Annotated in this window: 22 protein-coding genes; 6 read left to right on the forward strand and 16 right to left on the reverse strand. The window is 68.1% G+C overall.

The features are described from left to right. The first annotated feature begins 86 nt into the window (after positions 1-86). Positions 87-569 (forward strand): hypothetical protein, encoded by a 483-nt coding sequence (locus ACIP5Y_RS04520; protein ID WP_400347516.1) that lies wholly within the window; start codon positions 87-89, stop codon positions 567-569. 3 nt (positions 570-572) lie between these two features. Here ACIP5Y_RS04520 and ACIP5Y_RS04525 read toward each other — a convergent pair whose 3' ends face one another. Together ACIP5Y_RS04525 and ligA are read right to left on the reverse strand one after the other, a co-directional pair. Beyond that, complete coding sequence (locus tag ACIP5Y_RS04525) at positions 573-1070, reverse strand: GNAT family N-acetyltransferase (protein ID WP_400347517.1); 498 nt, start codon at positions 1068-1070, stop codon at positions 573-575. Positions 1071-1117: 47 nt separating this feature from the next. After that, the gene (gene ligA / locus ACIP5Y_RS04530) at positions 1118-3226 is read right to left on the reverse strand and encodes an NAD-dependent DNA ligase LigA (RefSeq protein ID WP_400347519.1); all 2109 of its coding nucleotides are present in this window, start codon (positions 3224-3226) and stop codon (positions 1118-1120) included. Positions 3227-3347: 121 nt separating this feature from the next. Between ligA and ACIP5Y_RS04535 the strand changes: the two genes are divergently transcribed. Beyond that, the gene (locus ACIP5Y_RS04535) at positions 3348-3767 is read left to right on the forward strand and encodes a PPOX class F420-dependent oxidoreductase (RefSeq protein WP_400347521.1); all 420 of its coding nucleotides are present in this window, start codon (positions 3348-3350) and stop codon (positions 3765-3767) included. Between the two features lies 1 nt (position 3768). Here the strand turns inward: ACIP5Y_RS04535 and ACIP5Y_RS04540 are convergent, their stop codons facing one another. Further along, positions 3769-5712, reverse strand: a complete 1944-nt coding sequence (locus tag ACIP5Y_RS04540) for a protein kinase (protein ID WP_400347523.1) — start codon at positions 5710-5712, stop codon at positions 3769-3771. Between the two features lie 77 nt (positions 5713-5789). Further along, positions 5790-6590: an ArsR/SmtB family transcription factor gene (locus ACIP5Y_RS04545; protein WP_400349128.1), complete on the reverse strand. Its 801-nt coding sequence runs from the start codon at positions 6588-6590 to the stop codon at positions 5790-5792. A 119-nt stretch (positions 6591-6709) separates the two neighbouring features. Here ACIP5Y_RS04545 and ACIP5Y_RS04550 point away from each other — a divergent pair, with 119 nt between their 5' ends. Both ACIP5Y_RS04550 and ACIP5Y_RS04555 read left to right on the forward strand, forming a co-directional pair. Then, the gene (locus ACIP5Y_RS04550; protein WP_400347524.1) at positions 6710-7984 is read left to right on the forward strand and encodes an ATP/GTP-binding protein; all 1275 of its coding nucleotides are present in this window, start codon (positions 6710-6712) and stop codon (positions 7982-7984) included. Positions 7985-8041: 57 nt separating this feature from the next. Then, positions 8042-8425, forward strand: coding sequence for a hypothetical protein (locus ACIP5Y_RS04555; protein ID WP_400347526.1), 384 nt, complete (start codon positions 8042-8044; stop codon positions 8423-8425). A 310-nt stretch (positions 8426-8735) separates the two neighbouring features. Here ACIP5Y_RS04555 and ACIP5Y_RS04560 read toward each other — a convergent pair whose 3' ends face one another. Together ACIP5Y_RS04560 and ACIP5Y_RS04565 are read right to left on the reverse strand one after the other, a co-directional pair. Further along, positions 8736-9185 carry a helix-turn-helix domain-containing protein gene (locus tag ACIP5Y_RS04560; protein ID WP_400347528.1) on the reverse strand — a complete coding sequence of 150 codons (450 nt, stop codon included), beginning with the start codon at positions 9183-9185 and terminating at the stop codon, positions 8736-8738. 101 nt (positions 9186-9286) lie between these two features. Then, positions 9287-10108, reverse strand: coding sequence for a hypothetical protein (locus tag ACIP5Y_RS04565; RefSeq protein ID WP_400347530.1), 822 nt, complete (start codon positions 10106-10108; stop codon positions 9287-9289). A gap of 121 nt (positions 10109-10229) precedes the next feature. Here ACIP5Y_RS04565 and ACIP5Y_RS04570 point away from each other — a divergent pair, with 121 nt between their 5' ends. Next, positions 10230-10802, forward strand: coding sequence for a TetR/AcrR family transcriptional regulator (locus tag ACIP5Y_RS04570; protein ID WP_400349130.1), 573 nt, complete (start codon positions 10230-10232; stop codon positions 10800-10802). Position 10803: 1 nt separating this feature from the next. Here ACIP5Y_RS04570 and ACIP5Y_RS04575 read toward each other — a convergent pair whose 3' ends face one another. The 4 genes from ACIP5Y_RS04575 to ACIP5Y_RS04590 are packed head-to-tail and all read right to left on the reverse strand — an operon-like array spanning position 10804 to position 14664. Next, a complete protein-coding gene (locus ACIP5Y_RS04575) occupies positions 10804-11844 on the reverse strand; it encodes a methionine synthase (protein ID WP_400347532.1) in 1041 nt (346 codons plus the stop codon). Between the two features lie 31 nt (positions 11845-11875). Continuing rightward, positions 11876-12328: a hypothetical protein gene (locus ACIP5Y_RS04580; RefSeq protein WP_400347534.1), complete on the reverse strand. Its 453-nt coding sequence runs from the start codon at positions 12326-12328 to the stop codon at positions 11876-11878. Next, positions 12325-13443, reverse strand: a complete 1119-nt coding sequence (gene mnmA, locus ACIP5Y_RS04585; RefSeq protein WP_397003003.1) for a tRNA 2-thiouridine(34) synthase MnmA — start codon at positions 13441-13443, stop codon at positions 12325-12327. Before mnmA ends, ACIP5Y_RS04580 begins: the two co-directional genes overlap by 4 nt. Beyond that, entirely contained in the window at positions 13444-14664 is a 1221-nt protein-coding gene (locus ACIP5Y_RS04590) for a cysteine desulfurase family protein (protein ID WP_400347536.1), read from the reverse strand. It abuts the gene before it with no gap. A 580-nt stretch (positions 14665-15244) separates the two neighbouring features. Between ACIP5Y_RS04590 and ACIP5Y_RS04595 the strand changes: the two genes are divergently transcribed. Further along, the gene (locus ACIP5Y_RS04595) at positions 15245-18133 is read left to right on the forward strand and encodes a BTAD domain-containing putative transcriptional regulator (protein WP_400347537.1); all 2889 of its coding nucleotides are present in this window, start codon (positions 15245-15247) and stop codon (positions 18131-18133) included. Here ACIP5Y_RS04595 and ACIP5Y_RS04600 read toward each other — a convergent pair. From ACIP5Y_RS04600 to ACIP5Y_RS04625, 6 genes are read right to left on the reverse strand one after another with little or no spacing between them, the layout of a single operon-like run. Further along, positions 18066-18959: an ACP S-malonyltransferase gene (locus tag ACIP5Y_RS04600; RefSeq protein ID WP_400347539.1), complete on the reverse strand. Its 894-nt coding sequence runs from the start codon at positions 18957-18959 to the stop codon at positions 18066-18068. The two genes, ACIP5Y_RS04595 and ACIP5Y_RS04600, sit on opposite strands and share 68 nt — an antisense overlap. Next, complete coding sequence (locus tag ACIP5Y_RS04605) at positions 18956-20179, reverse strand: FAD-dependent oxidoreductase (protein ID WP_400347540.1); 1224 nt, start codon at positions 20177-20179, stop codon at positions 18956-18958. The genes ACIP5Y_RS04600 and ACIP5Y_RS04605 overlap by 4 nt, the downstream gene beginning before the upstream one ends. Then, positions 20167-21246, reverse strand: coding sequence for an LLM class F420-dependent oxidoreductase (locus ACIP5Y_RS04610; RefSeq protein WP_400347542.1), 1080 nt, complete (start codon positions 21244-21246; stop codon positions 20167-20169). The genes ACIP5Y_RS04605 and ACIP5Y_RS04610 overlap by 13 nt, the downstream gene beginning before the upstream one ends. Then, positions 21246-22184 (reverse strand): alpha/beta hydrolase, encoded by a 939-nt coding sequence (locus tag ACIP5Y_RS04615; RefSeq protein WP_400347544.1) that lies wholly within the window; start codon positions 22182-22184, stop codon positions 21246-21248. Before ACIP5Y_RS04615 ends, ACIP5Y_RS04610 begins: the two co-directional genes overlap by 1 nt. Then, complete coding sequence (gene fabG, locus ACIP5Y_RS04620; RefSeq protein WP_400347546.1) at positions 22184-22945, reverse strand: 3-oxoacyl-ACP reductase FabG; 762 nt, start codon at positions 22943-22945, stop codon at positions 22184-22186. Before fabG ends, ACIP5Y_RS04615 begins: the two co-directional genes overlap by 1 nt. Next, on the reverse strand, positions 22942-23208 hold the full coding sequence (locus ACIP5Y_RS04625; protein ID WP_400347548.1) for an acyl carrier protein: 267 nt from the start codon (positions 23206-23208) through the stop codon (positions 22942-22944). The genes fabG and ACIP5Y_RS04625 overlap by 4 nt, the downstream gene beginning before the upstream one ends. Positions 23209-23212: the final 4 nt, after the last annotated feature.

Consider the following 23212-nt stretch of genomic DNA (forward strand, 5'->3'; position numbering starts at 1 on the left):
CGATGACCCCCAGTGCCGCAACGACGCGGACCCACACCACTATTTCCCCACGCGCCCAACGATTTCGGCGCGCAGCCGTTGCTCCTATGGCCGTCGCGGCACTGACCGCCGCCGGTCTGCCACTGGCCGCCACCGCCGACGCCGAAACCGAGGAACGCAGGGGCCGGGCCGCCGCCGGCTGCCTGTGGGCCGGCGCATCCTACCCGGCGGGCGCCACGGTCGTCGCGGGCGGCACCGAGTACAGCTGCGGCACCCAGGGCGGCCGGCCGCACTGGAATCAAGGCGCCCGGACCGCGAGCGGCGATACGGTCCGGAACCCGGGCGCGCGAGCCGACCCCGTGGGTCAATTCAGCTCGGGCGCCCGGCAACCCGGGACCAGCTACACCGACTACTGCGTCGGCAATCAGCTCATCCCCGGCACCGACGACGTGTACCAGGTGGTCCGGGTCGCGGACGGCAGCCTGATCTGGAAGGCCGCTACCCCGGTGACGGAGTGGACCTTCGACGGCGAGCGGCCCGAACCCACCTGGCGCACCGTGAGCATGTGCTACGACGGCAACCTCACCTGAGACTCAGGACAACGGAAGGCGCATGACCGTGAGCGGGCGGCCCGCCATGGTCTTCCAATCCCGTTCCGGCACATGGACGAAACCCGCGCGATCGTAGATACGGCGCGCGTCCTGCATGGTCGGCATGGTGGTGAGCACCACCGCCTCGAAACCCTCGGCGCGGCCGATCTCGATCACCCGCTGGAGCAGGCCCGAACCGACACCGAGTCCACGCGCCCGCTTTGATACCGCCAGCATGCGGAATTCGAGTTCACCGGGCCGGGCGATATCGGCGAACTCCGTTCCGGGCCGAGCCAAGGTTAGCGAGCCGATGACCGCACCGTCCCGCACCGCCACCAGGATCTCGGCCGAGGCCGCCCGGGTGGCGGTGTCGGCCAGCTCTGCGACGTAAGGACTTTCGGCCTTGACGTGCCCCTCGCCTACATAGACATCCACCGTCAGGTCACCCACGGCGGCGAATTCCTCCGGCTTCGCCGCCCTGATCTCCACACCCGAACCCATCACCACTCCATCCTCATCACCTGTCCCCCAATACAATTGAACAACTCTCACTCTTCGGCGTCGGTATCGCCCGATCCCTGAGACACAGCGTCGGGGCCGCCCTCGAGGAGTTTCACGAAGCCCTGCTCATCGAGGATCTGAACGCCGAGTTCCTCGGCCTTGGCGGCCTTCGACCCCGGCGCATCGCCGATCACCACGAACGCCGTCTTCTTGGAGACCGATGCCGCGGCCTTGCCGCCGCGAATCAGGATGGCCTCCTTGGCGCCGTCGCGGGTGAAACCTTGCAGCGAGCCCGTGACCACGATGGACAGGCCCTCGAGATTGCGTTCGATGGACTCGTCGCGCTCGTCCGCCATGCGCACGCCCGAGGCCGCCCACTTGTCGACGATATCGAGATGCCAGGGCACGGTGAACCATTCGACCACCGCGTCCGCGATGGTCGAGCCGACGCCGTCGACGGCGGCCAGTTCCTCGGCCGACGCCTCGCGAATGCTGTCCATACTGCCGAAGGCCGAGGCGAGGGCCCGCGCGGCGGTCGGGCCGACGTGGCGAATGGACAGGGCGACCAGCACTCGCCACAGCGGGCGGTCCTTGGCGGCGTCCAGGTTCTGCAGCAGGCGTTTGCCGTTCGCCGAGAGGGTGCCGTTCTTGTTGGTGAAAAGCGTTGTGGTGAGCAGCTTCTCCTCATCGAGCGCGAACAGGTCGCCCTCGTCGCCGATGGCATCGGACTTCAGCAGATCGATCGCGGCCTCGTAGCCGAGCGCCTCGATATCGAACGCGCCGCGGCCCGCCACATGGAACACGCGCTCCCGCAGCTGCGCCGGGCAGTACTGCTGGTTGGGGCAGCGGATATCCGCGTCGCCTTCCTTGGCGGGCGCGAGTTCGGTGCCGCATTCGGGGCAGTGGGTGGGCATGACGAACTCGCGTTCCGCGCCGGTGCGGGCATCCACCACGGGACCCAGCACCTCGGGAATCACGTCACCGGCCTTGCGGATGGTGACGGTATCGCCGATGAGCACGCCCTTGCGCTGCACCTCCGAGGCGTTGTGCAGGGTCGCCATGGCCACCGTGGAACCCGCCACGGTGACCGGCCGCATGACCGCGAACGGCGTAACCCGGCCGGTGCGGCCCACATTCACCTGAATATCGAGGAGCTTGGTGGTGGCCTCCTCCGGCGGGTACTTGTAGGCGATGGCCCAGCGCGGCGCGCGCGAGGTCGCGCCCAGCCGGCGTTGCAGCGAGAACTCGTCGACCTTCACCACCTGGCCGTCGATCTCGTGCTCGATATCGTGGCGGTGCTCGCCCCAATAGGCGACGCGCTCGACGACCGCGTCCGCGCCCTGCACCCGAACGGTGTGCGCGGACACCGGCAGACCCCACGACGCCAGCGCGCGATACGCCTCGTACTGCGATTCCGGCGCGAAACCCTCCAGGCGGCCGAAGCCGTGACAGATCATGCGCAGCCGGCGCCGCGCCGTCACCGCCGGATCCTTCTGACGCAGCGATCCCGCCGCGGTATTGCGCGGATTCGCGTACGGCGCTTTGCCTTCCGCGACGATCGAGGCATTGAGCGCCTCGAAATCGGCGAGCGTCATGAACGCCTCGCCGCGCACTTCCAGCAGCTTCGGGATCGGGAATTCGGCGCTTGCCGTGAGCTGATGCGGAATGTCCTCGATGGTGCGCGCATTGAGGGTGACGTCCTCACCCGTGCGCCCGTCGCCGCGTGTCGCGCCGCGCACCAGCCGACCGTCCTCATAGACGAGGTTCAGCGCCACACCGTCGATCTTGACCTCGCACACGTAGTGGATGTCCGGCCCGGTGTCCGCCTCGACGCGGGCGATCCACTGCCGCATCTCCTCCTCGTTGAACACATTGTCCAGCGAGTACATCCGCTCCAGATGATCCACCGGCGCGAACTCGGTGGTGAACCCCCCACCCACCACCTGGGTCGGCGAATCGGGCGTCCGCAGATCCGGATGCGCCTCCTCGAGCGCGACCAGCCGATTGAACAGCTCGTCGAACTCCCCGTCCGTGATGATCGGCGCGTCCCGCACGTAATACCGGAACTGGTGGTCGCGCACTTCCTCCGCCAGCTGCTGCCACTCGACGCGCTCGTCCCCGCTCGCGGGGCTGATCTCGATGCCCGATTCACTCACAGCACAAAACCTACCCGAGCCGACCGACACCTCCCCGCCACATTCGCGCACGTCGCGCCATCTATTGCGCACCGGCCGAGTGACCGGGAACACGGGGGACGGTGGGCCGGTTTCAGGTCGTATGGACCTCGCCAAAGGTATCGAGTTCGCCCGTGCCCATCGCCAGTCGATCCTGACCACGATCCGGAAGGATGGGCGGCCGCAACAGTCCAATGTGCTGCACTGGATTCCCGAGGACGGCATTGCGCGGATCTCCATCACGGCGGATCGCGCGAAGTACTTCAATCTGAAGCGTGAGCCGTGGGCGGCGTTGCATGTGAGCAGTGATGACTTCTGGTCGTATGCGGTGCTGGAAGGGCCGGCGGAGGTCACGCCTGTCGCGGCCGACCCGCAGGATGCGACCGTGGACGAGCTGGTCGAGTACTACCGGGCGCTCAGCGGTGAGCACCCGGATTGGGATGATTATCGGCGGGCGATGGTTGCCGACCGTCGCGTGGTCGTGCGTATCGGCCCCGATCATGTCTATGGGCTGGTGCGGTGACTCACTTCTCGCGCGGGTAGACCTTGACGATGGTTCCGTCGACGTCGGCGGCGAGGTAGGCGCTGCCGCCGTAGTCGTCGCTGAGGTAGACCATGATCGTGGGCTTGCCGTCGTTGAAGGTCCAGCCGGGGTCGACGATCACATAGCGTGAGGTCGGATTCGGTACGCCCAGTTTGTCATTGGCGGCGCTGAGCAGGGCGGGCAGTACGTCCCAGTTGATCGAGTCCAGTTGCACGGACTTGGCGTCCCCGGTGAGAGTGCCGCCGGGGCCCTGCCGGGTGGCCGCACCGTCGCGGTAGTAGTAGCTGTCGTAGCGCTTCGAACCGTCGGCGAGCAGGACACCGGCGCTGGCATAGGTCGGGTAGACCACTGTTTGCGTGAATTCCTTGCCGCCCGAAGCCTTTTCGAGGGCGGCGACCACCTGGCGCATGCCGTCGGGCGTCAGCAGGTCCACCGTCTGCGCATCGGCGGTCGTCGTGGGCGCCGGAGCGGGTAGGCCCGGCACCGAACCCGGCATCGTGATGCCCGGCGGGTTCTTCGCCGAAACATTCTGCTGCCCGGTCGATTTCGGCAGCATCAACACGGCGATCACCACTACCACACCCACGACGAGCAGTGCGCCGAGCGCCACCAGTATCCCGTTCCGGCCACGCGATCCATTCCGGCCGCGCGGCACGGACGCCGGGACCGCACCGCCGAGACCGTGCGGCTGTCCGCCGGGACCGTGCGACTGTCCGTGCCCGAGTCCCGCCCGCACCACCTCGTGCGGCCACGCTTGCGCTGCGCCGCCTTGCGGACCCGGCGTGAAGTTGTCCTGGCGCGGGCCACCGACGCCGTCGGCCGCGCCGTACCGCAGCGGCGATTTCGCCGCGTCGTACGCCGCCGGCCCGTAGGCGAATCCCGGCGACGGCGCGTCGCTCCGCGGCTGCGGCATCGAGGGCTGCGTCGGCCCGTGCGGCGGATAGCCCGGTGACGTGTTTCCGGCCCGATAGGTCGCGGAATCAGGTTGCGACGGACCGGAACTCGGGTGCGAATCCTGGGTGGTGGCATAGGGCCGCGGAGTCGATCCCGGCGGGGACGGGGCGGTGTAGACCGCCGGGGACAGTGGCGGGAGACCTACCGCGGAGAGACCGGTCGCCTCGGCGAGCATGCGGTCCAGTTGATCCGTGGTGGGCCGCTGGTCCGGGTCGGGGACGAGGACGGCTTGCAGGGCGGCGGTGAGGGGGCCGGCGTGCTGCGGGGGCGGAACCTCGCCCTTCAGGACGGCGGCCAGCGTGGCCACCGAGGTATCGCGGCGCAGGGGGTGGTGGCCTTCGACGGCCACATAGAGGACCAGGCCCAGCGCCCACAGGTCGGAGGCCGGGTGGCCCTCCTGACCGGAGAGGCGTTCCGGCGCAACATAATCCAGGGACCCGACCACGCTGCCGGTGGAGGTGAGGCCGCTCATGCCCTCGATCGCGGCGATGCCGAAATCGGTGAGGACCGGCGAACCATCCTGGCGGAGCAGGACATTCGCGGGTTTGATATCGCGGTGCAGGACCCCGACGGCATGCGCGGCGCGCAGGGCGGCCAGGATGCCGCGGCCGAGGTGGGCGGCCTGGGCGGGCGGCAGCGGGCCTTCGGCGAGCAGATCGGCCAGGCTGCCGCCACGCACCAGCTCCATGACGATCCAGGGCGGGGCGCCGGGGGCGTCCACGATGTGGTGGATGGCAACCACATTCGGGTGCCCGATGCGGGCCAGCGCCCGCGCCTCGCGCAGCACGCGTTCGCGCTGCAGGCCGGTCACCTCGGCGGCGCCGTCGCCTTCCGGCGGGCGTACCTCCTTCAGCGCCACCTCGCGGTGCAGGGCGAGGTCGTAGGCCCGCCACACCGTTCCCATGCCACCACTGCCGAGCGGTCCGAGCAGCTCGAATCGCCCGTCCACCACATGCCGCCCGGAAATCACCGCGACAGCCTATTGGCCGTTTCCGAATCCCGCGAGATGCAGCAGGCGATCGGTATGCGGCACAGCGTCCGTGCAGCTCAGGACGCTGCCGTGAAATTCGGGTCGGGCAGGGTCTCGCCGGTCTCCAGCAGGGACTTGAGGTTGGACAGGATGGCGGACCAGCCATCGGTGATGACGGGCAGCACGCCGCTGCCGGGTCCGAAACCGTCGTGCACGACAGTCAGTTTCACGATCTCACCCAGATCGAGCAGTTCGAAGGTGACCTTGGAGCGCGGTTCGGCGGCCCATTCGGCGACCTTGCCGGCGGGCATTCCCATCTTCTCGCCGAAGGAGGGGTCGAAGGTGTGCCAGGTGTAGGACAGCCGCGTGTACGGGTCGGATTCGATGACCTGGCCGCCGTCGTCGCTGGACCAATCCCCTTGGTGCCAGACCATTCGCGAGCCCTTGCGCCAGTCGGTGTCGAAGGTGGCGCCCCAGTAACGCTGGGTGAAGGCCGGTTCGGTCAGGGCCTGCCAGAGCTGTTCGGGGGTGGTCTTGATGTAGGTGGTGTAGACGAATTCGTCGCTCATGGTGGGACTCTCCAATGCTGTTTTGAGATCGGCGAGCGCATGCACCCGCGCGCGGTCGTAGCGGTTGATCCAGCGGTCGGCGATCGCATTGACGGGTTCGGCATTGAGGAAGTGCAGTTTCTCGCGGCCGCGCCGGAGCGTGGTCACGAGGTTGGCCGCCTCCAGTACCGCCAGATGCTTGCTGACCGCCTGCCTGCTCATGTCGAGGTCGGCGCACAGTTCGGTGAGGGTCTGGCCGGTGCGCTCGTTCAAGCTGTCGAGCAGCCGGCGGCGGCTCGGGTCGGCCAGGGCTTTGAATACTTCGTCCACCGAATACCTCACCTGTGACATGCAACCTCTTGGTTGCATAACCGAGAATAGGCAACCTCACGGTTGCATGTCAACCGCCCGATAAGAGAGAGTCGCATTTCCGCCCTCCGACCGGCAGGATGACCAGGGTGTTGCGCACCTTCCAAGTGACTAATCACCGCTCCCTCGCCGAGCCGCAGGAACTGCGGCTCACCCGGGGCAGCAGCGCCGTGCCCACGCCGGTGACCGCCCTGTACGGCGCCGCCGCCACCGGCAAGACCGGCATGATGGACGCACTCGACCGCATGCGCGACGCCGTGCTGAACTCGGTCACCGGCTGGGACCCCTACTCCGGGCCCGTGCGCACCCCGCACCTCGGATTCGCGGACCGGCCAACGGAATTCGTGGCGCACTTCGTCGCGGAGGGCTGCCCGTACACCTACGGGTTCAAGCTCGACAATGCCGATGTGTCCGCGGAATGGCTGCACTCGCACCCGCACAACCGGAAACGCGTGGTCTTCGAACGCGCCGGCGACGACATCCGCATCGGGCCGATGTTCGAGGCCGCCCGCTACGGGCTCGGCGCGGTGGTGCCGCTGGTGCGCCCGAACGCCCTGCTGCTCAGCCTGTCCGGGCAGCTGTACGCCGAACCCCTGGTGCCCGCCTACCGCTGGTTCCAGTCGCTGCTGGAAGTGCAATGCGGGCAACCGGATCCGCAGGAGATCGCGCACCGGGTGGGCAGTCACATCTCCCGCTCCACCGATCACGCCGTGCGCCTGCTGACCATGCTGCGCGCCGCCGACCTCGGCATCACCGATCTGCTGCTACCCGGCGACGACGCCATGTACGCCGACTACCTGCGCGACCTCGACACCGATATCGCCTCCACCACAAAGGAAATCGAGACCTGCACCACCTCGGCGGGCTACGCCGAGGAGCTCTTCCTCGAACACGGCATCACCACCACCCTGCTGCAGCGCGAACTCGCCAACCTCTACGCCGCCCGCGACGCCCTCTACTCGCGCATGGTCGCGCGCCGCGGCGTCGGCCTGGGCCTGGTGCACGACGGCATCGAGACGGCCTTCGACATCGCCGACGAATCCAGCGCCACCCTCGCCATGCTGCGCCTGCTCCCGCCCATGCTGGACGCCCTCGACACCGGCGGCGTCCTGGCCGTCGACGATATCGACTCCTACCTCACCCCCGAAACCGCCGACAGCCTGATCCAGCTGTTCCAGAACCCCGAAACCAATATCCAAGGCGCCCAGCTCATCTTCACCACCGCCGACCGCACCCTCATCGACCGCGGCAACGGCCGCTCCCAAGCCAAACGCACCACGGTCTGGCAACTCCGCCGCACCCTGAAGGGCACCTCCGAACTGACCGCCCAATCCCCCGCCGAACTCACCGCCTAGCAACCCCTCAGCCAACCGAATCCACTACTCGTCCCCCGGCGCGCCTAGCATGGGGGCATGCTCATGCAGCTCACGTTCGTCCTGATCATCGGCGGCGCGCTGGCAGCGGCCCTCATGTACTACCGCCGCGGCAGCGGCCGCGCCGGCGGCTTCGGCGGTGCCACGGCCGCCCCCGAAACAGGCACCCTCTACATCACCGGCGTAAGCCCCCGCCCCGACGCCCCCGGCGAGCAATACGTCACCATCAGCGGCAGCATCTCCGGCCCCACACTGGTAGCCCACGAGGTCTACGGCCGCTTCGCCTGGGACACCGACCAATGGCCCGCCATAGGCGACCGGATCCCCGTCGCCTACCCCACCGGCAAACCCGACAACTGGCAAATGTCCCACCCCGGCGCCCGCCCCTACTTCGGCTCGAAGCGCCCGAAGGACCAGTTCTGAGACGGCGCTACCCGCCCCCGAGAAACTCCTTCCTCGAAACCAGATCGGCAACCGCGCCGCCGAGCTGTCGAAATGCCCGCACAAGGCGCGATCGTTCGTCACCAGCACTTCGGCATTCGAGTACATTGCCGCAGCAACAACATGCCGATCCTTGGCATTGACCAGTTCCGGCACGTCGATTCGCAAGCCGTCCGGCCACCGGACAAGGGCATCCGGAAAGGCCCGGGCCATCGCGGCGAACAACGATCTCCTGGCGGGATCCGACATCGAATCCGGCATCCAGAAAGGCGCGAGGGGGCACGGGACCCCCTCAGAAGTCGTCGTCGTCGTCGTACAGACCCGATTCCTTCGAGATACGCGCAACCTCGTCCAGTGCCTCGCCGCGGTCGCGACGGTGGCGCTCGCGATAGTCGAGGACAGCCTGCAGCGGGATTCGGCGGTGCGTGCCCCGGTACTCGACTGCCAACTCCCCCGAATCGACGAGCCGGCATATGTATGTCCGCGACAATCCGAGCAGATCCGCCGCCACCGAAGTGGTCACCAAGGCGTCCACCGGTGTAATCGCAACTCCGCGACCCTCGATGAGGTGCTCCAGGAGCGCAATCACTGCGGCTCGCACGCCACCGGAAACCCGCATGGAGACGTCGTCGATCGTGATGGTCGACTGGTCCTGTGTGGCCGGAGGCAGCGATTCCAATGCGTCTCGAATCTCGTTCCGCATCGACTGCGGGACATCAGGTTCCACGCGACACACCGTCATCACATGCCTCCTCTCATACCATCCTTACCGCTGAGGATGCGCCCTGAACGACACAAACGCAACAAAGATCGGGCATGGACCGATACAGGGCGACGGCGGGATCAATGATGGTGATGCTGCGGGTGGTGTCCCGGGGTTGAATCGTGCTCGTAGGCGCGGTTATCCGGGAAGAAGAAGGCGTCGTCGGGCATGGGGGCGCCGGGGATGCGGTCGAAGGGGCGCTCGATGCCCGTGCCCGGGACACCGCCGTTCGGATCCAGCCATAGGTGCACATCCCAGAATCGGCCATGGGTGGCGCCGAAACCCTTGGTGGGCAAGGGGAAAAGGTCGCCGGCGCTCTGCCCGAGGTAGTCCTCGGCCGGGGGTTCGGCGATGAAACCCCATTCGGGGAAGGTGTGAATACCCTGCTCGTGAACGAACCAGTCGTCCTTGCTGATACAGAAATCGGGCGACGTCGGATACACGCCGGGCGTGTACATGAGACCGTGCGCCCAGCCGATCAAGACGTAGGGGAAGTTCGGGGCGTACGGATCGATGTGCTCCTCGACCGGGGTCTGCGCCAGTGAGCGGTACACCACCATGCCCGGATTCCCGACGCGGGCCTCCTTCTCCATGATCGCCTCCGGGCGCGCGATGGCCAGGCCCAGATTCTCGAAATTGACGTGCAGGTGAGTCGGCAACATCCACCCGGCCGCCGCCAGCGCCGCCACATCCCCCATATCGTTCAGCGTCGTCAGATGCCCGAGCCGGTCCAGCAGCCGCTGCTGATCGAGCAGCAGCGACACGTCCCGCTCGGGGCCCGAACAGAATCCGGGCTCCGGGTCCGGCCCATCGGGCTCGGCCGCCGCCAACCCTGCCGAACCCGCCATGATCAGCGCGAATGCCGCGGCCAGAACCCCTGCCCGGCGCCGGACGTCAGTCATGGCATGCAAGCTAGCAATCCATCAGCAATCACGGGTGGAGCCTGGCGGCGTGTCCGATAGGCTGCGGCTTGCCGGGCATCGAGCAAAACCGCCGGGCGGCGGAGCGCGTCGGAAGGATTCGATGGACGAGCGGGTGGATGGGCGGCGGAGCGATACGCGGGAGCGGATTCGGGCCGTGGCTATGGAGTTGTTCTCGGAACGGGGGTATGAGAAGACGTCGTTGCGGGAGATCGCGGAGCGGTTGGGGGTTACAAAAGCTGCTTTGTATTACCACTTCCGGACCAAGGAAGACATTGTGGTGAGTCTTTCCGAGGATCTGCGGCGGGGGATCGACGAGATTGTGGAGTGGGCCGAATCCGCGCCCGTGGGGAAGGAGCGGGCGCAGGAGATCGTGGTGCGGTACGGGGCGTTGCTGCACAGTCTCGGGAAGGACATGATTCGGTTCTGGGCCGAAAACCAGCCCGCGTTCCGGGATCTCGGGTTCGGCACCAGTTTGCGTTATCAATTCCGGGTGCTGGCCGATCTGATGGTCGCGCCGGACACCACGCCGATCGCGATTTTCCATGCGCGGCAGGCGCTGCTGGCCATCAGCTGGAGCCTGACCATGATGAACGACCTCGAATTGAGTGACGAGGAAAGCTACGCGGCCGCCACGCGGATCGCCACGGATATCGTCGATCGCATCCGGGCCTAGTTCACTCGAACGAGAGCGATTCCGGCTCTTCGGAATAGGCTCGCGCGGTCTCGGCCGCCAGGCTCAGGGCCTGACGCGCCCAGGCGAGCGGCGCGCCCGACAGTCCGCACGCCGGTGCTACCAGGACCTGCTCGGCCAGCAGCCGGCGCCGGAAGCCGAGGCGATCGATCAGCCGCACACCGGGTTCCGCCACCTCGCGCCAGGTGATCGGCTTGGCCGGCGCGCTCGTCGGCACCAGTCCGAGCACCAGATGCTTACCGCCGTCGAGGAGCTCACCAACCCGATCGAGATCGGCGGTGCCGATGGTGGCCACGTCGAAACCGACCGCGGCGGCGGCGCTCTTGGCCAGGAATCCCAGTGCGGGGGATTCCGCGCAACTGTGCACCAGCACCGGTCCGGCCTGGGCGGCGATCACCGTGTCCAGGATGTGCAGCGCCTCGGGCTCGGGTTTGGCGCGCACCTCGTTCAGCATGCTCACCGCGCGCAGGGTGCCTTTCAGCACCGACGTCAGCAGCGGTTCGTCGAGCTGCACCAGCACCTCGGCGCCGAGCCGCTTACCCACCTCGGCCACATGATTCACCAGCCCCTCGGCCAGCGATTCCGAAAGATCGCGCAGCGCACCGGAATCGGTGAGAATCCGATGCCCGCCGGGCAGTTCCACCTCCGCCGCCAGCGTGAGCGGCCCGGTCACCTGCAGCTTCACCGCATGCCCGGAACCGGCCAGACCGGCCGTCTCCCAAGCCTCTTCGAGCGCATCCAGATCGGTGCGCAGCAGATCGCGCGCCCGCCGCGCCACCCCACCCGGGCGCGCCGCCAGGCGGTAGCCGCGCGTGGTGCTGTCGAATCGCATGTCCACGAGCAGCGCGGACACCCGCCCGATCATGTCGGCTCCGACGCCGCGCCCGGGCAGTTCCACCAGATGCGGCAGGTCGCCCAGTTCACCGACGACGGTCGCCGCGGCCTCGCGCGCGTCGGCGCCGGGCCACGAGCCCACGCCGGTCGCGATGCCACCGCGCAGTATGCCCGACTCGCCGTCACTCACCGCGCCACCACGCATTCACTCGATACCGAATTCATTCGACACTGCGGATTCCCCGGTCCCCCACCGGTCCCCGCACCGGCTCCACCGGCCGGCAGGCGTGCGGCGGCCGGGGCAGGGACGGCCGAGGTTCGTTCGCGGGCGCGGGTTCCGCCGCACCGCCGCCGATCCCGACGCTGCGCAGCACGCGAATCCCCAACTCGCGCACCAGTTCTTCGGCCCGCGCGACCCGGCGGGCGACCACGCGCGCCAGGACACCGGTCCCGCGCAGCGACCCGAAGGTCGAGGCGATCTCCCGATTCTCCTGCGCCGCAGCGGCAATCGACGCGGCTTCGCTACCGCACGACCGATACGATCCGATGCCGCGGCGTGGAGCGGCGCCGGGCCGCCTCCGCACCACGGTGGGGAGGATCTGTCCGGGTCGATTCCAGGTGGTCGGCGTCGTGTAGCGGCGACCGTTGTCGCGTGGCGGCCGGCGGATGCTCACCGGGCGGATTCCACCGATTCGTTCGCGTACGAGTGAGTTTCGCGTTCGGTCCCGGAAATAGTGCCGCTGCCGAGAACCTCGTCACCCGCCTCGTCCGGGCGGTACAGCACCACGGCCTGACCGCGGGCCACACCGCTGAGCGGTTCCCGTAGCCGCACCACCAGTCCGTCACCGACGGCCTCCGCGACCGCGGCCGCGGTGCCGCCGTGCGCGCGCACCTGCGCGATGCATTCGACCGGACCGTCCGGAACCACGCCGGAAGTCCAGATGGCGCGATCGGCGAGCACCGTCCACACCTCGAGATCCTTGGCGGAACCCACGCGTACGACACCGGATTCGGGATCGATATCGGTGACATAGCGCGGCTTGCCGTCGGCGGCCGGACCCGGCAGGCCCAGCCCCTTGCGCTGACCGATGGTGAAACCGTGCACGCCGGTGTGATCGCCGAGCTTGCTGCCGTCCGCATCGAGCACCGCGCCCGGGCGGATACCGATCTTCGCGCCCAGGAACGCCTGGGTATCACCGGAGGGAATGAAGCAGATGTCGTGACTGTCCGGCTTGTTCGCCACCGCCAGGCCACGCTCGGCGGCCTCCTCGCGGATCTGCGGCTTCGGCGTGTCACCGACCGGGAACATGGCCCGCCGCAACTGCTCCGGCGTCAGCACCGCGAGCACATAGGACTGATCCTTGTCGGCGTCCACCGCGCGGCGCAGCACGCCGTCCTCGAGCCGCGCGTAATGGCCGGTGACCACCGCGTCGAACCCCAGGGCGACGGCGCGATCCGCCAGCGCCGAGAACTTGATCTTCTCGTTGCAGCGCAGGCACGGGTTCGGCGTCTCCCCCGCCGCATAGGCGGCGACGAAGTCGTCGATCACGTCTTCCTTGAAGCGGTCGGCGAAATCCCACACATAGAACGGGATCCCGAGCACGTCGGCGGCCCGCCGGGCATCACCGGCGTCCTCCTTCGAACAACAACCGCGCGATCCGGTGCGCAGGGTGCCCGGCGAGGCGGACAGCGCCAAGTGCACGCCGACCACCTCGTGTCCGGCGTCCACGGCGCGGGCGGCCGCCACCGCAGAATCCACGCCACCACTCATCGCAGCAAGTACACGCATCTAGAAGCCTCCTTTCGCGCCGGCCAGTCCGGCCGCCTTCGCCCGCTCCACCACCTGCGGCAGCACGGCCAGCAGGGCATCGATATCGGCGTCGGTCGAGGTGTGTCCCAATGAGAATCGGAGCGACCCGCGCGCCAGCGCCGGTTCCACACCCATGGCCAGCAGCACATGGGAGGGTCCGGCGACACCGGCATTGCACGCCGATCCGGTCGAGCATTCGATTCCGGCGGCATCCAGCAGCATGAGCAGCGAATCGCCCTCACAGCCGGGGAAGGTGAAATGCGCATTGCCCGGCAGCCGCCGCTCACCGAACGCGCCGTTGAGAATCGCGTCGGGCACCGCGGCCCGCACACCGTCGATGAGACGGTCCCGCAGTTTCTCCAATTCCAGTGTGCGCGAATCCAATCCGGCCACCGTCTCGCGCACCGCCGCGGCCAGGCCGACCGCCGCGGGCACATCCGAGGTACCCGAACGCAGATCCCGCTCGTGCCCGCCGCCGTGCAGCAGCGGCACCGCACCCACCTGCCGGCCCAGCAACAGCACGCCGACACCGTGCGGTCCGCCCACCTTGTGGCCGGCGAAACTCGCGGCGGCCAAACCACTCCGGGCGAAATCGATAGGCAACTGCGCCGCCGCCTGCACCGCATCGGAGTGCATAGGCACCTCGAATTCCTGCGCCACGGCCGCCAATTCCGCTATCGGCTGAATCGTGCCGACCTCGTTATTGGCCCACATGACACTCACCAGCGCGGTGTCCGCGGCGTGCGCGGCCAGCGCCTCACGCAGCGTGCGCGGCGAGACCAGGCCGTCGGCATCGACTTCCAGCCAGGTGACCTGCGCGCCCTCGTGCCGCTCCAGCCATTCCACGGTGTCCAGCACCGCATGATGCTCGACCGCGCTCACCAGAATCCGATCGCGCCGCGGATCGGCATCCCGCCGCGCCCAGAAAATGCCTTTGACGGCCAGATTGTCGCTCTCGGTCCCCCCGGAGGTGAAAATAACCTCCGAAGGCCGCGCCCCCAGCCCCGCCGCGATCGACTCCCGAGCCTCCTCGAGCAACCGCCGCGCCGCCCGCCCCGACCCGTGCAGTGACGACGCATTCCCCGCCTGCCCCAGGCCAGCACACATCGCCTCGACGGCGACCGGGAACATGGGTGTCGTGGCCGCGTGATCGAGGTAGACCGTCTGGGCACCGACCGGACCCGGGAAAGCCGACTTCATGACCAGTAAAGGATAGCCGCCCCCGTCGCGGCGATATTCCCCGTCCCCCCGGGTGGCGCGGCTCACCCGGCTCAACGGTGCTCGGAGACCTGCGAACCGCAGGTCCTGCGCTACCCGGCGACGGGCGGCAGGACCGTGCTCGCCGAGACCCGATGTAATAATACAAACCTAATAGTCGCTTGTGTCAAAGACCAATAGTCTGCACAGTCGACACAATTCCGCCGACTTTCCGGACAATACTGGCCGAATCGGTGATACCCAAAGCGCATCAGTCACTTCTTTGGAGTGCGGCAATGAAGCGCTGATCGTTGCAATGAAGCGCGTTCCGCAGAAATAATTACGCCATCCCGGGCCCCACAATCCCCAAAAGCGTGGGCTTGCCCGAACCGGTACAGTTCCTATCATGGGCCAATATGAGTCCGAGATCCGAAGCTGCGCATAGCTCCAGGGGGGGCAGACCGGGGTGGGACAAGTGAGTGACGATGCTTCGAAAAATGGGGCCGGGAGACGTCGCGTCATCAGATTGCTCGGTTCCGTCCAGATCGACGGTCCACACGGACCGATCGGCCTGCAGGGTACCGTGCCTCGAACATTGTTGGCGCGCTTGGGAATTCACCCCGGCGAGCCGATCACTCGGCAGGCGATGATCCGCGCGCTCTGGGACGACAGCCCACCCCGCACCGCGGCGAACACCCTGCGCAGCCACCTGACCCGGCTACGCGCACAACTGACTGCAGCAGGATTCGGCGGACTCGTGACCACCGACGGAATCTGGTACGCACTACCCGACGACATCGACTCCGATATCCGCATATTCGAGGACACCGCCCGATCTGCGCGGGACATCCTCACGATGGGAGACCCCGCGGCCGCCATCACCGCGATCGCCGGCGGATTGGAAATGTGGCGAGGCGATCCCCTGGCCGACTGCCGGCCCAGCGAATGGTCTCGGGCCGAATCCGCTCGCCTGACAGAAATTCGAACCGGAATGCTGGAAACGAAATTCCAGGCCAAGATACTACTCGGCGAACACGAGGCCCTGGCAAGCGAATTGGAGCAATTCGTCGCGGACTTCCCTTTCCAGGAACGCTTCTGGGGTCTGCTGATCACCACACTGGCTGCCTCCGGACGCCGCGCCGAAGCACTCTCCGCCTATCAGCGCGCACGATCGATACTGAGCGAAGAACTGGGTATCGAACCCGGCCACGATCTGCAACGCCTGCAGACCTCGATCCTCAACGGTGACTTCGTCGGGCCCGACGACATGCTGCCGGCGATCCGGACCGAAGAGTCCATGCCACTCGCGGTGAACGGGCCGGCCCCGCAACCCGGACAGCCCGGCAATATCGTGCCCGCACCCCCGACGAGTTTCATCGGGCGGCAGTCCGAACTGTCGACCCTGGCCGCGCTCCTGGAATCCTTCCGGCTGGTGACGCTCACCGGAGTCGGCGGCGCCGGGAAGAGCCGCCTGGCCATCGAGGCCGCCCGCAGGATCCCGGGAATGTTCCCGGGCGGAATCTGGTATCTGGACCTGTCCCTGCTGGACCAGCCGGATCTGCTCCTCCATCAACTCCTGGAAATACTCGACATCCGCGATCGAACCGCGCCGACCTTGATGGGACAACTCCTGGGCCGGCTCGCCGGCGCGGATGCGCTGCTCATCCTCGATAATTGCGAGAAAATGGTCGACGCCTGCGCCGATCTGGTCGACAATCTGCTGCGCAGTCTCCCGCAACTTCGAATTCTCGTGACCAGCCGCCAGGCGCTGACTCTGCAGGGCGAGCACATACTCGCGGTAGCGCCGCTCGCCTGCCCACCCGATATCGAGGACAATCCCGCGGTCGACCTCTTCTGGGATCGCGCCGCATCCACGGTGAGTGGACTGGAAAGCCCGGGACTGCGCGACCGCGAACTCGCCGTCCAGATCTGCCGGCGGCTGGAAGGTATTCCACTCGCCATCGAGTTGGCCGCGGTCCAACTGCGGGTGCTGTCCCTCGACGATCTCCTGCAACGGCTCAACGACCGCTTCCAAGCCCTGGCCTCCGGACATCGCAGCGCACCCAAACGGCACCACACGCTGCGCGCCACCATCGACTGGAGTTTCGAGTTGTGCTCGCCCGCCGAGCAGATCCTGTGGGCACGGCTCTCGGTGTTCCGCGGTACCTTCGACCTCACCGCGGCGGAGTACGTCTGTCGCGACGACACTCTGGACTCCACCGATTTCACCGTGCTCATGGCCAATCTCGTGGAGAAATCCGTTTTCGCCCGGGAAACCCACCCGGTCGGGGTCCGCTTCCGCATGCTGGAGAGCGTCAGCGAGTACGGCCGCGAACACCTGCGCAGGTACGGCGACGATATGCGGATACTGGACCGGCACCGCGATTACTACCTGCAACTCGTCGAAGCCGGCCAACGGGCCTGGTTCGGTCCGGGCCAGCTCGATCGGCTGAACAGGTTCCGGGTGGAATTGGCCAACCTCCGCGCCGCTTTCGATCACTGCACCGGCAACCCGGGCCAGACCGAAGCCATGCAGCAGCTGGCCGCCGGGCTCCATCTGCTGTGGGCCGGCTGTGACTACGCGGCCGAAGGACAGCACTGGCTGAACATCGCGCTGAGCGCGCCCGAGGAGCAGACCCCCGCCCGCGCCGCGGCGCTATGGGTCAGTGCGCGAATCGATTTCCTCAAGGGTGACGGCACCCAGGCACGCACGAAACTGGACGAGGTCCGACGGCTCGCCACCCGGCTCGGCGACGAGCGCACCCTGACCCATGCCATGCACGTCGGCGGGTCCGGAGACCTCATCGGCAACGAAGTCGACAGCGGCAGAACCATTCTGAAGCGGGCCTTCGACCGCTACCGCGAATACGGCGGCGACCCGAGTATGTCGACCCTGTGCGGCATTCAATTGGCGATGGCGCACACCCTGTCCGGCGATCCGCACACCGCGATCGAATACCTGCGACAGGCGCTGCAACTGTGCGCCGCCGCCGACGACGAGTGGATTCGTTCCTACGGGCTCTACGCCCTGTCCTGTGCCACCTACGAATTGGGGAATCTGGACCAGGCACTGTCACTCGCCCTCGACACACTGCTCATCAAACATCGGTTCCGCGATATGGTCGGCCTGGCGGCCGCCTTCGAACAATTGGCCCGGTCACTGGTGGACCTCGGTGATCACCACGACGCCGCCCGTGCGCTGGGCGCCGCCCGCCGATGCTGGGATGCCATGGGCACCTCCTGGTTCGGCGGTTCCCGGGACTGGCAGGCCATCCACGACCACGCCGAAACGGCGTGCCGCCGCGAACTACCCGAACCGGTATACCGCGCGGAATTCGACCAGGGATTCTCCATGCCGCTGGCAGACCTGGTCCCGTTCGTGATCGTGCACCCGACCGGATCGTTCAGCCGGCCGGACGATAGTCCTCCAGCGCCTCGATCGGCACGATTGGATCCCGCCGGGCCAGCTTGACCAGCGTCTGGCCGGGCCCGGCATCCAGTAGGGCGGTGAACTCGAATTCGCGTGCCGCCTGCAAGGTTTCGCGCCAGCGCACCGGCATCAGCAGCGCGCGGATCAGCAGTTCCCGGACCTCCTCCGGATCGGTGTGGGAGCGGGCGTCGATCGTGGACAGGAACGGTGAATGCCCGGCCCGGAACTCCACCGCCGCCACCGCGCGCCGCCACATCGGCAGCACCGCGATCATGCGCGGACTGTGGAAGGCGCCACTGATCGGCAGCAGTTCCGTACGCAGGCACTCCTCCTCGGCCAGCTCCACCGCCTTGGCCACCACCGCCGCATCACCGGACAGCACGGCCTGACGCCCGCTGTTGATGCCGGCGATCTCGAGCACCCCGGGCGTGCTGGCCAGCGCGCGCCGGCGCACCCACTCGATCTCGTCGAGTCCTGCCGCCGCCACCGCCACCATCGCGCCCGGCGTGTGCACGCCACGGTCACGGCACAGTCGCCCGCGTTTGAGCGCGAGCTGAAAGCCACTGTGCACATCGATGATTCCGGCGCAGACGGCCGCCGTCAGCTCGCCCAGGCTGTGCCCGAACACCAGCGGCAGCCGCACCTCCGAACCCAGCTTCGACTCCACGGCCGCAATACCGAGGACATAGGTCACCGGCTGCGACACCGCGGTGTCGTGCAGGTCCAGATCATCCACCTCCAGCGCGCCGAAGGTCGCGAACAACTGTTGTACCAGCGGGTGAGCGCGATGTAGCAGCAGTGCCTGTTCCATCAGCTCATGTTTGGTTCCCTGGCCCGGAAACACTATGCCGAAATCGAGGGCGGTCACGAGGACACTTCCTTCCCTGTTGTCGCGAGGACGTCGTTGTCGCGGGGACGTCGGGGATCGGCGGCGATTCCGAGAGGGCGGTCGGCACCGGAGACACCGGTGAAGAAACGCTCGGTGAGCACGGGATCGCCGGCAATCATGGCCAGCGCGCCGAGGCGACGTTGCGGCGCGAGTCCGGCATTGGTCATGGTCACACGAAAACGCGGCAACAACAGCGCCTGCTGCGCGGCCGCATAGGTGTGCACCGCGGCGTCCAGCGACGCCGGATCCGCGAGCCCGTCCGGGCCCAGGGGGCCGAGGATGTCGGCCAGCAGCTGCGCCTGGCGGAAGGCGTCGGTGATGCCGTCGGCGCTGATCGAATCCTTGTGGTGGGCAGCGTCGCCCAGCAGGACCCAGCCGGGTCCGCCCGGCTGCCGGAAGAAATTACGTTGTGCGCCATGGCCGTAGAGCCGGCCCTCGAGCCGGCCGGAGGCCATCCGGCGATGCAGCCCGGGTGCGGTGGCGGCGATCGCTTCCAGATACGCCTGCCCCGCCCGGCCACGGATGAGCGGAAATTCCTCCTGGGGAAAGTAAGCGCCGATCAGGGTGTGCCCGGCATGGGTCGGCGCACAGCCCACCCACCGCCGCGGCGCCCCGTAGGCCTCGAAACCGGCCGCCGGGACCCCGCGCCAGAATCCGTAGTAGACACAGGTCATTCGCGGCCGTTCCAGCGTGATCGGCGCACCGGCCAGCGTCGCGGTCGTCGAGCGCATGCCGTCCGCGCCGATCACCAGGCGCGCCCGCGCCACCGTTCCGTCCGGCCCGAACCGCACTCCCGTGACCCGTCCGTTCTCGGTGAGCAAACCGGTTACCGCACAGCCCTGGCGGTACTCGGCGCCGGCCGCCACCGCGGCGGCGGCCAGCAGCGGGTCGAGCACGGTCCGGCGCGGTGCGTAGGCGACGCCCACGCCCGCCACCGGTGCGCCCCAGCCCGCCAGCCGGACCTCGCCGACCTGGTGCACCGCGGAGGTGATCGGCGGGCAGCCGGTCGCGGCCAGCCGCTCCCGCAGACCCCACCGATCGAGCAACGCCACACCCGGTTGATGAATGTAGAGGGTCGACAACGTATCGGAGGAGAGCCGCCCGCGCTCGAGCAACAGCACCCGAAAACCCAGGCGCGCGAACAACATTGCCGCCGGCGCACCCGCACACCGAGCGCCCGCCACGATCACGTCGTACATGCCACGCTCCCGCGCCCGCCCAGACCGGACTTGTCCAGAGCGTCGGCCACCGCCCGCAGGGCCGCGAGCCCGGCGTCGACGTGACGCCCGAGCGGGATCACCGACAACGTCGTCACCCCCGCCTCGGCGAAGGCGGGCAACCGATCGGCGATCCGGTCCGTTCCGCCCAGCAGCGCCGTGCGATCCACCAGCCGGTCCGGAACCGCGGCCACCGCCGAGCGCAACCGCCCGGCGAGATAGTGCTCCTGCACCTCGGCCACGGCCGGGCCGTAACCCATGCGCACGGCCAGCCGGTTGTAGAAGTTATGGGTGCGGCTGCCCATACCGCCCACCAGCTGCGCTGTGTAGACGCGCGCCGCATCACGGCATGCGGCCGGATCGTCGCCCGTCACGACGGGCAGGCTCACCGCCACGTCGAACCCGGTCAGATCACCGCCGCGCCCGGCGCGCAGCCGAGCCAGGGCCGGCGCCGCCGATTCCGGTTCGAACAGCACCCCCAGCCAGCCGTCCGCGATCTCCCCTGCCAACTCCAGATTGCGCGGGCCGACGGCGGCCAGATAGATCGGCACCTGCGCACGTACCGGCCGCATACCCAGCGTCAACGGTTTCCCCGAACCGCCCGGAATCGGCAGCCGGTGATACTTCCCCTCGTACGACAACGGGGTGCCGCTCGAACGCAGCGCCGCACGAACCACCGCCACGTACTCGCGGGTGCGGAGCAGCGGATCCGCGAAGGACTGCCCGTGCCAGCCCTCGGCGACCTGCGGACCCGACAGACCCAGCCCGAGCCGGAAACGACCGCCCGACAGCGCATCCAATGTGGCCGCCGTCATCGCGGTCATCGCCGGAGTGCGGGCCGGCATCTGCAAGGCCGCAGTGCCCAGCTCGATCGTGCTGGTCTGCGCGGCCAGCCAGGCCAGCAGGGTCGCCGCATCCGAACCGGTCTGCTCGGCAGTCCACAGCACCGCGTAGCCGAACTGTTCGGCCGCCCGGCCCAGCGCCGCGCGGCGCTCGTGATCCGGGCGGCCACGACCACCGAGATAGCGCAGATTCAATCCCAGGCGCACTAGCTCACCGTTTCCGGGACACCGAGAGTGTCCGCCAGGAATCCCAGCACCCGCGCCTGGTATCCGGCCGGGTCCACCTTCATGGCCTTCAAGTGACCCGCCCCCGGGATCCGCGCCACCTGGGCCCGCGGGAAGGGCGCGGCCAGCGCCGCGACCTCGTCGGGAGCGACGACCTCGTCGTCCTCGCCCACGAGGAACAGCATCGGCGTCGCCGCCACCGGACCGTCCGGCGCGGGGGGCCACGGTCGCGGCCGGCTCATGCCGATCGCGGTCAGCGGTCCGAAGACCGCGGCGAACACATCGGCGGCCGGCCGCCCACGCAACAGGTCGGGCAGCGGAAACATGCCCTGCCGCAACAGATTCCGGACCGCTGCTCCCGGGTCGGCGGCAGGTCCACTGTCGCATACCACTGCCTCGACTCGCGACAGGCCCGACAGCGCGTGCACCGCCGCGAACGACGACATCGACAGTCCGTACAACGCCCATCGGCTGTCGGCGTACGCCGGCATGGCGCGCACGTGCGCGACGGCCGCAATCAGATCATCGGCGAAGCGGCGGCTGAATCCGGTCACGCTCCGATCGTCGAAACTGCGACCGTGATTGCGGAAGTCGAACAGCAGCACCGTGTAGCCGGCCTCGACCAGATACCGCGCATACGAAACGCTGAACGACTTGTCGGCGCCGATCGAATGCCCGATGGCGACAACGCGATGCGGATCACCGGGAAACAACCAGCCGTGCAACGTGCCCGACTGTCCGGGCACGCTGATCGTCAGATCGACAGGCTCCGGCAGCTCCGACAACCGGGCCGGCCGGCCCAGCCGGGGCGGATGACAGACCAGATACGACATCCGGACACCGGCCAACGGCGCCAGGGCCGTCCCGGCGATCGCGGTGACGGCCGACCTGGCCGTGGTGGAGGAAAATACGCCGACCATCAGAGCACCAGCCCCCCATCGATACCGATCACCTGTCCGGTGATGTAGCGGGCGCGGTCCGACACCAGGAACGACACCAGATCCGCGACCTCCCCCGGCTCGCCGGCGCGGCGCAGGGTGATGCGTTCCAGCAGCCCCGCGCGCGCCTTCCCGGTCACTGCCGCACTCATATCGGTGCTGATCAAACCGGGAGCCACCACGTTCGCACGGACCCCGAAACGGCCCAGTTCCCGGGCCAGCGACAGCGTGAGGCCGATGATGCCGGCCTTGGAGGCGGCATAGTTGGCCTGTGTCGCGTTGCCGTGGATTCCGGCGACCGAGGACATGGTGACGATCGCGGCCTCGCCGTGCCGCATGAGCGACATGGCCGCCGCCCGGCACAGCTGATAGGTGCCGTCCAGATTGGTGTGCAGCACGTCCGTCCACTCCGTGTCCGTCATGCGGGCCAGCGGCCGGTCGCGCACGATGCCCGCGCAGGCGACCACGGCGGCCACCTCCCCGAGCTCGGCCTCGGCGGCCTCGATCAGGCCGCGCGCTTCGCCCGGCTCCGCGATATCGGCCTTGTGTGCCAGCACCCGGGCCCCCGCTCGTTCCGCGGCGGCGACCGCCTCCGCGGCGGCGTCGGGCCGATCGCGGTAGCAGAAGGCGATATCGAATCCGTCGGCGGCGAGGCGCTCGACAGTCGCGCGGCCGATACCCCGCGAGCCGCCGCTGACCACCGCCACCGGCCGCACACCGGTATCGATGCTCGGCGCGGTCATCGCAACACCGCGCGCAGTTTCCCGGAGATCAGCTCGTAAAGGGCGCCGAGACTGGTCACCTCGGGCAGTTCGTCCTCGCTGAACTTCACCCGGTACTTCTTCTGCAGCACCACGATCACCTCCATCGCCGAGAGCGAATCGACGCCGAGATCGGCGGCGAATTCGGCGGTATCGGTGACCTCCTCGACGTCCAGCTCGAGTTCATCGGCGACGAGGGCCCGCAGCTCCTCACGGTCCAGCACGGCGGTTCCACTGTTCGACATGATC

The organism is Nocardia sp. NPDC088792 (genome assembly GCF_044750615.1).
GTDB lineage: Bacteria > Actinomycetota > Actinomycetes > Mycobacteriales > Mycobacteriaceae > Nocardia.

Coding starts and splice junctions, on each gene's coding strand:
- ACIP5Y_RS04570 (WP_400349130.1), top strand. CDS start 10,230: ATGGACGAGCGGGTGGATGGGCGGCGGAGCGATACGCGGGAGCGGATT.
- ACIP5Y_RS04605 (WP_400347540.1), bottom strand. CDS start 20,179: ATGTACGACGTGATCGTGGCGGGCGCTCGGTGTGCGGGTGCGCCGGCG.
- ACIP5Y_RS04555 (WP_400347526.1), top strand. CDS start 8,042: ATGCTCATGCAGCTCACGTTCGTCCTGATCATCGGCGGCGCGCTGGCA.
- ACIP5Y_RS04625 (WP_400347548.1), bottom strand. CDS start 23,208: ATGTCGAACAGTGGAACCGCCGTGCTGGACCGTGAGGAGCTGCGGGCC.
- ACIP5Y_RS04525 (WP_400347517.1), bottom strand. CDS start 1,070: ATGGGTTCGGGTGTGGAGATCAGGGCGGCGAAGCCGGAGGAATTCGCC.
- ACIP5Y_RS04520 (WP_400347516.1), top strand. CDS start 87: ATGGCCGTCGCGGCACTGACCGCCGCCGGTCTGCCACTGGCCGCCACC.
- ACIP5Y_RS04615 (WP_400347544.1), bottom strand. CDS start 22,184: ATGGTCGGCGTATTTTCCTCCACCACGGCCAGGTCGGCCGTCACCGCG.
- ACIP5Y_RS04560 (WP_400347528.1), bottom strand. CDS start 9,185: ATGACGGTGTGTCGCGTGGAACCTGATGTCCCGCAGTCGATGCGGAAC.
- ACIP5Y_RS04550 (WP_400347524.1), top strand. CDS start 6,710: ATGACCAGGGTGTTGCGCACCTTCCAAGTGACTAATCACCGCTCCCTC.
- ACIP5Y_RS04565 (WP_400347530.1), bottom strand. CDS start 10,108: ATGACTGACGTCCGGCGCCGGGCAGGGGTTCTGGCCGCGGCATTCGCG.
- ACIP5Y_RS04590 (WP_400347536.1), bottom strand. CDS start 14,664: ATGAAGTCGGCTTTCCCGGGTCCGGTCGGTGCCCAGACGGTCTACCTC.
- ACIP5Y_RS04535 (WP_400347521.1), top strand. CDS start 3,348: ATGGACCTCGCCAAAGGTATCGAGTTCGCCCGTGCCCATCGCCAGTCG.
- fabG (WP_400347546.1), bottom strand. CDS start 22,945: ATGACCGCGCCGAGCATCGATACCGGTGTGCGGCCGGTGGCGGTGGTC.
- mnmA (WP_397003003.1), bottom strand. CDS start 13,443: ATGCGTGTACTTGCTGCGATGAGTGGTGGCGTGGATTCTGCGGTGGCG.